General features: G+C 66.6%; 9 protein-coding genes and 1 pseudogene. 4 read left to right on the top strand and 6 right to left on the bottom strand.

What is annotated here, in order from left to right; genetic code table 11:
- The coding region (locus CHB74_RS15300) for a NusA N-terminal domain-containing protein (RefSeq protein ID WP_144033806.1) at positions 1 to 590 on the bottom strand (590 nt) is incomplete at its 3' end.
- A 9-nt stretch (positions 591 to 599) separates the two neighbouring features.
- Positions 600 to 1,124, bottom strand: coding sequence for a ribosome maturation protein RimP (rimP, locus tag CHB74_RS15295; RefSeq protein ID WP_089220508.1), 525 nt, complete (start codon positions 1,122 to 1,124; stop codon positions 600 to 602).
- Positions 1,125 to 1,334: 210 nt separating this feature from the next.
- Between rimP and CHB74_RS15290 the strand changes: the two genes are divergently transcribed.
- The 3 genes and pseudogenes from CHB74_RS15290 (at position 1,335) to CHB74_RS15280 (ending at position 4,999) form a co-directional block, all read left to right on the top strand.
- Positions 1,335 to 2,570 (top strand): SAM-dependent methyltransferase, encoded by a 1,236-nt coding sequence (locus CHB74_RS15290; RefSeq protein WP_089220507.1) that lies wholly within the window; start codon positions 1,335 to 1,337, stop codon positions 2,568 to 2,570.
- A 119-nt stretch (positions 2,571 to 2,689) separates the two neighbouring features.
- Positions 2,690 to 3,739, top strand: a pseudogene (locus CHB74_RS15285) (CDP-glycerol glycerophosphotransferase family protein); the annotation flags it as partial.
- Positions 3,740 to 3,862: 123 nt separating this feature from the next.
- Positions 3,863 to 4,999, top strand: coding sequence for a PQQ-dependent sugar dehydrogenase (locus CHB74_RS15280; RefSeq protein WP_089220512.1), 1,137 nt, complete (start codon positions 3,863 to 3,865; stop codon positions 4,997 to 4,999).
- Positions 5,000 to 5,067: 68 nt separating this feature from the next.
- Here CHB74_RS15280 and CHB74_RS15275 read toward each other — a convergent pair whose 3' ends face one another.
- Positions 5,068 to 5,724 (bottom strand): hypothetical protein, encoded by a 657-nt coding sequence (locus CHB74_RS15275; protein WP_089220506.1) that lies wholly within the window; start codon positions 5,722 to 5,724, stop codon positions 5,068 to 5,070.
- Between the two features lie 301 nt (positions 5,725 to 6,025).
- On the opposite strand from CHB74_RS15275, the gene CHB74_RS15270 reads away from it, so the two are divergent.
- A complete protein-coding gene (locus tag CHB74_RS15270; protein WP_089220505.1) occupies positions 6,026 to 6,595 on the top strand; it encodes a TMEM165/GDT1 family protein in 570 nt (189 codons plus the stop codon).
- Here CHB74_RS15270 and CHB74_RS15265 read toward each other — a convergent pair.
- Genes CHB74_RS15265 through CHB74_RS15255 form a run of 3 tightly spaced genes read right to left on the bottom strand, consistent with a single transcriptional unit; the run spans position 6,592 to position 9,511 of the window.
- Entirely contained in the window at positions 6,592 to 6,999 is a 408-nt protein-coding gene (locus CHB74_RS15265) for a DUF1636 domain-containing protein (RefSeq protein ID WP_089220504.1), read from the bottom strand. The genes CHB74_RS15270 and CHB74_RS15265 overlap by 4 nt on opposite strands.
- Positions 7,000 to 7,001: 2 nt before the next feature.
- Complete coding sequence (locus CHB74_RS15260) at positions 7,002 to 7,553, bottom strand: hypothetical protein (RefSeq protein WP_089220503.1); 552 nt, start codon at positions 7,551 to 7,553, stop codon at positions 7,002 to 7,004.
- A gap of 14 nt (positions 7,554 to 7,567) precedes the next feature.
- Positions 7,568 to 9,511 carry a TonB-dependent receptor plug domain-containing protein gene (locus CHB74_RS15255; protein ID WP_089220502.1) on the bottom strand — a complete coding sequence of 648 codons (1,944 nt, stop codon included), beginning with the start codon at positions 9,509 to 9,511 and terminating at the stop codon, positions 7,568 to 7,570.
- Positions 9,512 to 9,556: the final 45 nt, after the last annotated feature.

Genomic DNA, 9,556 nt, shown 5'->3' with positions numbered 1-9,556 from the left:
CGATTTTCACGGCGTACCGACAGGATCAGCGAACGGACGCGATCGCCGACGCGCAGCACTTCGCGCGGGATCTGCTGGTCGCGGCGGATGACACCTTCGGCGCGGCCGAGATCGACGACGACATGGCCGAATTCGACGCGCTTGACGACGCCGGTGATGATTTCGCTCGCGCGGTCCTTGAACTCATCGAACTGGCGCTCGCGCTCGGCATCGCGGACCTTCTGGAAGATCACCTGCTTGGCGGCCTGCGCGGCGATGCGGCCGAATTCGATTGGGGGCAGCGGATCGACGATGAAGTCGCCCACGGCCGCGCCCTTCTGCAGCTTCTGCGCGTCGACGACCGAGACCTGCTTGAAATAGTCGTCAACCTGCTCGACCACCTCGACGACGCGCCACAGGCGCATGTCGCCCGACCGCGGATCGATCTTCGCGCGGATGTCGTTTTCGGCGCCATAGCGGGCACGGGCCGCGCGCTGGATCGCGTCTTCCATCGCCTCGATCACGATTTCGCGGTCGATCAGCTTCTCGCGCGCAACGGCGTCGGCGATCGCGAGCAGCTCGGCCTTGTTGGCGGAAATGGCGGTGGCCATGACTAGGTCCTATCCTTCCTTCGAAATCGTATCCGCGCCTTCGGTGGAAAGCGGCGCGGTTGCCTTGATCAGTGCATCGGTCAGGATCAGCTTGGCGCTGGCGATCTGGCCGAAGGGGATCGCGATTTCGCCTACGCGCTCGGCATACACCTTCACGGTGTCGCCTTCGAGTCCCTGCAGGCGAGCGTCGAACTGCTTGCGACCGTCGAGCGGCGGCGCGACCTTGATCCGCGCATCGAATCCGGCCCAGTCCTCAAAATCCTTGAGACGGGTGAGCGGGCGATCGATGCCCGGCGAACTCACCTCGAGCCGATAGGCCTCCTCGATCGGATCGGTCGCGTCGAGCACGTCCGAAATCCGCCGCGACAGGGCTTCGCAATCGGCGATGTCGAGCTGGCGGGTATCGGGCCGCTCGGCCATCACCTGCAGCGTCGGATCCGATTTGCCGCCGAACATCGCCACGCGCACGAGGGCAAACCCGAGCGCCTGGGCTTCGGGTTCGATCAGCTTCGTCAACGCGGCAATGTCCGCCATCTTGCTCCTTCAAACGACCATGCGGTTTCGGCGCCGGCCCCGGGGTGGAGCCGACCTCGCCAGTGTCACCAATGTCGAGAGAGCCCGCGATATAGGCGATCGCGCGGCGTTGGGCAAGCCGAGTCGATGGGCATCGTTCCGGGTTGATAATCTGCTGAATAGCCGATCTATTCGGCCGCCGGGGGAACCAACGGCGGAGTATGGAACGCGATGTGGTTGCTGGATCGGATGCTCACCCGGATCATCAAAAATGGTGAGTTGATCGCGCGTTATGCCGACGGGCAGGAAAAACGCTATGGCAACCCCGCCCCGGACTGGCCCACCATCCGCATCGCCTTCACCGACAAGGGCGCGCCCAATTTCATCGCCCGCAATCCCCGGCTCGGCGCCGCCGAGGCCTGGATGGACGGGCGGCTGACCATCGAAGGCGACGATATTCGCGGGCTGATCGATCTCCTGCGCCGCAACGCGCCCTGGGAAAAGGGCGGCGATCAGTTGCGGGCGACCTTCTGGAAGGCCGCGATGCATGCCGTGGCCGCGCGTGTCGACCGGCTCAACTGGGCGCGCCGGTCGAAACGCAATGTCGCCCACCATTATGATCTCGACGCGCGGCTCTACGATCTCTTCCTCGACGCCGATCGCCAATATAGCTGCGCCTATTTCACCGATCCCGACAATTCGCTGGAACAGGCGCAGGCCGACAAGAAGGCGCATATCGCCGCCAAGCTCGATCTGCGCCCCGGCCAACGGGTGCTCGACATCGGCTGCGGCTGGGGCGGCATGGCGCTCTACCTTCACCGCGCCGCCGATGTGGACGTGCTCGGCATCACCCTGTCGGAAGAACAGCTCGTCATCGCCCGCCGCCGGGCGGAGGAAGCGGGCGTCGCCGATCGCGTGAAGTTCGAGCTGATCGACTATCGCCACGTCACCGGCAAGTTCGACAGGATCGTCTCGGTCGGCATGTTCGAACATGTCGGCCCGCCGCATTACGACCAGTTTTTCCGCCAGTGCCGGGCGCTGCTGGCCGAGGACGGGGTGATGCTGCTCCACACCATCGGGCGGATGGGCAAGCCCGGCACCACCGATGCCTTCACGTCCAAATATATCTTCCCCGGCGGCTATATCCCGGCGCTTTCCGAAATCGTGCAGCCGAGCGAGCGCGCCAAGCTGATCCTGTCCGACATGGAAACGCTGCGCCTGCATTACGCCTTCACGCTCGACATCTGGTATGATCGCACGGTCGCCGCCCGGGCGGGGATCGAGGCGCTTTACGATGCCCGCTTCTACCGGCTGTGGCTCTTCTATCTGGCGGGCGCGGCCGCGGCCTTCCGCCGGGGCGGCATGTGCAACTATCAGCTGCAATATATCCGCCGGCGCGACGCGTTGCCGTTCACGCGCGATTATATTGCGGAACGCGAGGCCGAATTGCGCCGTTTGGAGGTGTAATAAAGGGTTACGGCCGGAACGACCGATTCCCCCGCCGCTTGCGTTCGGCCCCGTGCTTGGGCAACGCTAGCCGATCCGCCTGCGGCGAGGGGGTCACGGCCGGGGCATCGGATCTTGCAATGAATCAACATCAATGGCGCATCTGTTTCCTGTTCAACGCGCAGCGCCACCAGCTTCTGCACGGCGTGTCGACGGCGGCGCACCTGGCCCGGCGCGATGATTTCGACGTCCACATCATCTCGCCCAATGCCGGCCACATCGCTTATGCCCGGCACCTGGTGGAAGAACTGGGCGGCGCGCCGATCCATTATGAGATCGCCAATACGCCGATGCTGCGGATCGCCCGCCGGCTGCATGGATCGTCCAACCCGCCCAAGCTGCTGACGCTGGCGACGCTCGCCCGCAAGCTCAACCGCTTCGATGCGATCGCGCTGCCCGAACGCACGTCGATCTTCCTCAAGCGGCTGGGCGTGACGCGGCCGGCCTTCATCCATCTCGATCATGGCGCCGGCGATCGCGCGGCCGGGTTCGACCGGCGCATCCGCGATTTCGACCTCGCCCTGATGGCCGGCGAAAAGACGCGCGCCCGGCTGGAACGCGAAGGGCTGATCCACGAAGGCCGCCATGCGATCGTGGGCTATCCCAAGTTCGAGGCCGCCGATGCCGCGCGCGATCGCAACTGGCGCCCCTTCGCCAACGACAAGCCGATCGTCCTCTACAACCCGCATTTCTCGACGCTCGGCTCGTGGGATCGCTTCGGCGTCCCGGTGGTCGAGGCCTTTGCCGAGGACGATCGCTACAATCTGATCGTCGCGCCCCATGTCCGCCTGCTCGACGGGCGGCGCGGGCGCGATCGCTGGGCGGATCTGGTGCGCCGTTTCGGCCAGCACCCCAATATCCTGCTCGACGCCGGCAGCGATCGATCGATCGACATGAGCTATACCGCGCTGGCCGACATCTATCTCGGCGACGTCAGCAGCCAGATCTATGAATTCCTGCGCACCCCCAAGCCCTGCCTGTTCCTCGACGCGCATGACATCGCCTGGGAAAAGGACGAAAATTACGCCCATTGGCATTTCGGCCCGGTGCTGCGTTCGACCGCCGGGCTGCTCGACGCGATTGACGCGGCACGGGCCAGCCATGCCGATTATCTGCCGGCGCAACAGGCCGCCTTTGCCGAAACCTTCGCGATCGGCGATCGCCCCTGCGGCGATCGCGCGGCCGATGCGATCGCCGATTTCCTGGCCGGCTGGCACGGCCGCCACCCCGCCCTTTCACACCACGGAGCCCCCATGCGTCACGTTCCCGCCAGCATCGCCGCCATCGCCCTCCTCGCCGCGTGCGGGGCTGCCGGCGACGAAAGCAATGCGGCGACGCCCAAGACAGATGACAAGCCGTTCGTGACGACGGTGATGGCCGATTTCGATTCCCCCTGGGCGATGACCTTCCTGCCCGACGGCCGGATACTCGTCACCGAAAAGGACGGGCGGATGCTGCTGGTGTCCGCCGATGCGAAGTCACGCGCGCCGCTCGACGGCATTCCCGCCGTCGACAGCGCCGGCCAGGGCGCGCTGATGGATGTCGTGCTGCACCCGAAATTCGCCGAAAACCGCCTCGTCTATTTCAGCTTTTCGGAAAAAGGGACAGGCGGCAAGGGCGTCGCGCTCGCCCGTGGCGTGCTGGTCGACGGGGCGAAGCCGGCGCTGGACAAGGTGACGGTGATTTTCCGCGGCACGCCCTATGTCGATGGCGACGGGCATTATTCGGGCCGGATCGCATTCGCGCCCGATGGCCATCTGTTCTTCACCAATGGCGAACGGCAGAAGTTCGATCCCGCGCAGGATCCCAAGGCGACGCTCGGCAAGGTGCTGCGCCTGAACGACGATGGCACGCCGGCGGCGGGCAATCCGCTGACGGCGAAGGGCTTCCACCCCGCGGTGTGGAGCTATGGCCATCGCAACCTGCTCGGCATCGCCTTCGACGCGCAGGGCAATCTCTGGGAACAGGAAATGGGGCCGCGCCATGGCGACGAGCTGAACCTGATCCTGCCCGGCCGCAATTACGGCTATCCGATCGTCTCCAACGGCGATCATTATGACGGCCGCCCGATCCCCGACCATGATACGCGGCCCGATCTCGAAGCGCCCAAGCTCTTCTGGAACCCCGCGATCTCGCCGGCCGGGCTGATGATCTATTCGGGCGCGCTGTTCCCCGCATGGCAGAACAGCGCCTTCATCGGCGCGATGAACGCGCCCGGCCTCGTCCGCGTCCAGCTCGACGGCACGAACGCGCGCAAGGCCGACCAATGGGACATGGACGGCCAGCGCATTCGCGAAGTGGAACAGGGCCCCGACGGCGCGGTCTGGCTGCTGGAAGACGGCAACCGCGGATCGCAGGGGCGCCTGCTCAGGCTGACGCCAAAGGGCTGACGGGGCGTCCGCCCGACCCATCAGGCGCCAGACCCATCAGGCGCCCGACCCGTCAGGCGCTCGCCCTGTCAGGCCTTGGAGCCATAGCTTTCCAGGCAGCTTGTCATCACCGTCATCGGCGGGCCGAGCTTGACCATCGTCGCCAGCGCCTCGGCCTTCAGCGTCGTCGCCTGTTCGCTGTCGGCCTTGATCCCGCGCGCCTTCAGGCCGTCGCCGATCCTGGCGTCGAGCCCGCGATTCATCTTGCCATATTCCGCCAGCCGATCGCCATAAGCCGCATCCTGCGATCCCAGCGCCTTGGCCAGGAACACGCCCAGCGCATAGCAGCCGGTGCGCGCCTGCAGCGGATCGCCGGGCAAGTTCACCGGCCCCGCCACCTGCGTCGCCGGATAGGCATCGGCACAAGCCTTGACCAACGGCTTCCAGTCGCCGGAGGTGATGCCGGCCTCCACCTGCGGCATGCGATCGACCACGGCGGCGGCGCGGGCGCGATCGAACGCCTTCCCTTCCGAAGCGGCGAGCATCGCATAGTGCATCATCTTGCCCTGCTGGTCGAACGGCAGCGGCGCGGCGATATTGGTCGTGCCTTCGCGGGCATGGGCCGCCGCCACGACACCGCAGGTTGCCGCCCGGTCGATCGGATCGGCGGGCAGCGCCAGTTCCTTTGGCGCACACCCGCTGAGCACCAGCCCCACCAGGACTGGCGCGATAATGGCGACCCGCATTCACAATCTCCTTATATTTCGTCACGGCATATACCGGCGAGGCCGCCCTGCGGTTCCATCGCGCTTGCGCCCCGCAGCGATCGCCGCTATCCGCCGCCCGTCATCTGGGGAGTAGCCAGCCGCCCGATCGGGCGGGCCGCCGCGTCAACATACTTGGTCGAGAGGCCATGGCGCAGCGGGAACCGACCACCATCGCGGTGGGGCGTTCGGGCGAGACCAATGGCGCCGCACTTCCGCCTGGCCGGGCGGGGGGTGTGGTGTCGTTGGAATCATCGCCGCCCGGCCCCGGAGTGTCCTTCACATGGAAGCCCTGTTCACCTCGACAGCCCTCGTCGCGCTCGCCGAGATCGGTGACAAGACGCAGCTGCTGGCGATCCTGCTGGCGACGCGGTTCAAGCGCCCCTGGCCGATCATCGCGGGCATCTTCGCCGCCACCATCGCCAATCACTTCCTGGCCGCTTTGGTCGGATCGCAGGTCGCTGTCATCCTCGATGGCGCGTGGTTCCGCTATCTGGTCGCCGCCTCGTTCATCGCCATGGCGGTGTGGACGCTGATCCCCGACAAGATCGACGATCTTGACGACAAGCCCGCCCGCTTCGGCGCCTTCCTGACGACGACGATCGCCTTCTTCCTGGTCGAGATGGGCGACAAGACGCAGATCGCCACGATCGCGCTGGGCGCGCGCTATCAGGATGTCGTGCCGGTCACGATGGGCACCACGCTGGGCATGATGATCGCCAATGTGCCGGCGGTGTTCCTGGGCAATGAACTGATCAAGCGCGTGCCGATGCGGATCGTGCACGGTATCGCCGCCCTGCTGTTCCTCGTCATCGGCCTGTGGCTGATCGCCCAGACGGCGGGCTGGTTCTAATCGGCGATGTATCCCGCCGGCGGCATGCGGACGATGAAGTGCCCCTTCACGCCTTCGGGCCAGTCGCGATAGGGCACCTTGCCCTCGGCACTCGCGGCATGGGCGGCCGCATAATCGAGGATCGCGCGCGCGGCATCCTCGGTCGGCGCGAAGCGGCCGAGGACATAGCCGATCCTGCCCGGCGCGCGGATATGGACGGTGCAATGGTCGCCGCAGGCGAACAGGCACGGCATGTCCTGCACCGCGATGCCGGCATAAGCCGGCTCGGTTTCGGCCAGCCGGCGCAGCGCTTCGGCCAGCCGCGCCCCGCCGCGCACGCCGGCCGCATCCGTGGGGGATGCGGCCGAGTGGCGGCAGGTGTTGCAGACGACCACGGCGGGCCCATCGGCAACGCGCGTCAGCATGGTCAGGCCGCCTTCCAGCGGGCCTGCGGCGCACCGGGAACGCCGATCGCCACCAGCCCGCGATAAAGCAGAAGCAACATCACAAGGATCGCCCCGTTGCGGGCGAACTGTTCAGCCATCAGCGTCGGCGACAGGCTGATGCCCAGCCCGCCCAGCTTGAGCGCGAACACCGCGATCACGCCCTTGAACGCCAGGAACCCGGCCGCATAGGCCGCCGCCAGCCGGATCGCGAAGCCACGCCCCGCCAGCCGATCGGCCACATCATGCGCCACCAGCGCCGATGCCACCGCCGCCAGCCCGAGGCCCGCGCCCCAGCCCAGCGTCGACGGATCGTGCGGATAGCCGAGCAGGCCGAAGCCCACCGCCTGGCTTGCCACCCAGGCCGCGACGGCAAGGCCGATGCCGTCGCCGCGCCGCATGTGCAGCGCGGCCAGCGCCGACAGCGCCGGAAACGGCGTCGCGCAGGCAAATGCGAGCGTCGTCACCGTGCTCGCGATCGTCAGCAGCATGATCCACAGGGTCGATGCGCCGCGCGTCGAAAGGGAATTGGTCATGCGTCCCTCCCCGATCAGAAGCGGCCACGCAGGCCGAGATAGAAGCTGCGGCCGAGCGTGCCGTAGCGGTTGACCGTGCGATAATCCTCGTCGAACAGATTTTCGACGCGGGCGAACAGCCGCGTGCCGCCCTCGATCGGCAGTTCGGCGCGCAGATCGACCAGCGTATAATCGTCCAGCCGGATGCTGTTCGACACATTGTCATAGCTCTTGCCCGCCCAGCGGATCGCCGCCCCGGTCGTCAGCCCGAACGCCCAATCATAGCTGATCGAGGCATTGGCGGTGTGGCGCGGGCGCCGCGGCAGCCACTGGCCGGTGTCGCTGTTCTCGGCCTTGATCCAGCTATAATTGCCGTCGACAAGCAACCCTTCGCCCAGCTTCAGCGACGCCGTCGCCTCCAGCCCCTTCGCATCGGTGCGCGCGACGTTGATATAATAGCCGAAGCGCGGATCGCCGCCCGGCGTCACGCACAGCGGATCGGTCGACACCGGGAAATCGCAGCTGTTGAAGTCGATCTGGTCCTTGGTCTTGCGCTCGAACCAGGTCGCCGCCAGCGTCAGCGCATCGTCGAACAGGCGCTGTTCCACGCCCGCTTCCCAGCCATGGGCGCGTTCGGGCGCGAGGCCCGTATTCCCATATTCCGAATAGAGCTGGTAGAGCGACGGCGCCTTGAAGCCTTCGGAATAGCTGGCGCGCAGCACCGTGCCGGTGGGCAACGCCCAGGCGGCGCCGCCGGCGAACAGGGTCTTGCCGCCATAGGTCTTGTGATCATCGTGGCGGATGCCGCCGCTCACCGTCAGGCCGGTCAGCAGTTCGCCGCTCAGCTGGCCATAGACGCCGGTGATCTCCGCCTTGCCGCGGATCGGATCGGGCACCGGCACGCTGAGCGAACCGGCGGGCGAGACGCTGCGGAAGTTCGACCGCTCATTCTCGACGCCGAACAGCGCGTTCCACTTGTCGGTGATCGCGAAGCTGCCCTGATATTCGAGCCGCTTGTTCTTGCCGGCGGCGTCGAAGGTCTGCGGCCGCGCGCGCGTGGGGTTGAAGCTGTCGCGATCGGTGTCGGTATAGCCATAAGCGAAGCGGTTGCGCAGCCGGCCGTCGAACAGATCGACGTTGAGCCCCGCATAGCCGACGAATTCGCGGTTCAGGCTATATTCGGGGGTGTCGCCGGAGAAGCCGTCAATCTCCACCCGGCCGCGCGAATAATAGCCGCGCGCATCCAGGCTGACGCCTTCGGCGATTTCCAGTTCGGCCCGGCCGGCGAGGTTGCGGTTGGTATAACCGTCGCGCTCGGCGGTCTGCCCCGGCAAGGCCGCGATCGCGGAAATGCCCTCGGTGGTGAAGATGTTGCCGCCGATCCGCCACGCCAGCGGGCCGGTCTTGCCACCCAGCCCGGCGCGGGCGTTGACCGTCTCGCGCGATCCCGCCTCGATGTCGAAGCTCGCTTCCAGATCCTTCTGCGGCGCGGCGGTGACGACGTTGACGACGCCGCCGATCGCCTGGCTGCCCCACAGGATCGACTGCGGCCCGCGCAGCACCTCGATCCGCGATGCATCGCTGACCAGCAGGTTGGCGAAGTTGAAGCCGCCCCCCGTCGACGACGGATCGTTGAGCTTCACGCCGTCGATCACGACCACGGTCTGATCGGTTTCGGCGCCACGGATGCGGAGCGAGGTGGTGGTGCCATAGCCGCCGTTGCGCGACATGCTGAGGCCCGGCGTGCGGATCAGCAATTCGGTGACGCCGATATCCTGCGCACGATCGATCGCCGCCTTGTCGAGCACGGTGACGGAGGATGCGAGCCGGTCGATCTCGGTCGGCGCGCGGGTGGCGGTGACAAGGATGGTGCCGGCCGCCGTGCTTTCAGGCGTCGCGGCATCGGGCACCGGCGCCACCTGCGCGGCAAAGGCGGAGGTGGACAGGAACAGGCTGGAAACAATCAATGGTCTGAACATCGGACATGAACCCCGTAACTTGGACATGCCACGTCCTTGCGGGGG

Origin of the sequence: Edaphosphingomonas laterariae, assembly GCF_900188165.1 — a bacterium.
Classification (GTDB): Bacteria; Pseudomonadota; Alphaproteobacteria; order Sphingomonadales; family Sphingomonadaceae; genus Sphingomonas_E; species Sphingomonas_E laterariae.
The sequence above is the reverse complement of the archived record's forward strand: the minus strand, read 5'-3'. Positions and strand labels throughout refer to the sequence as shown.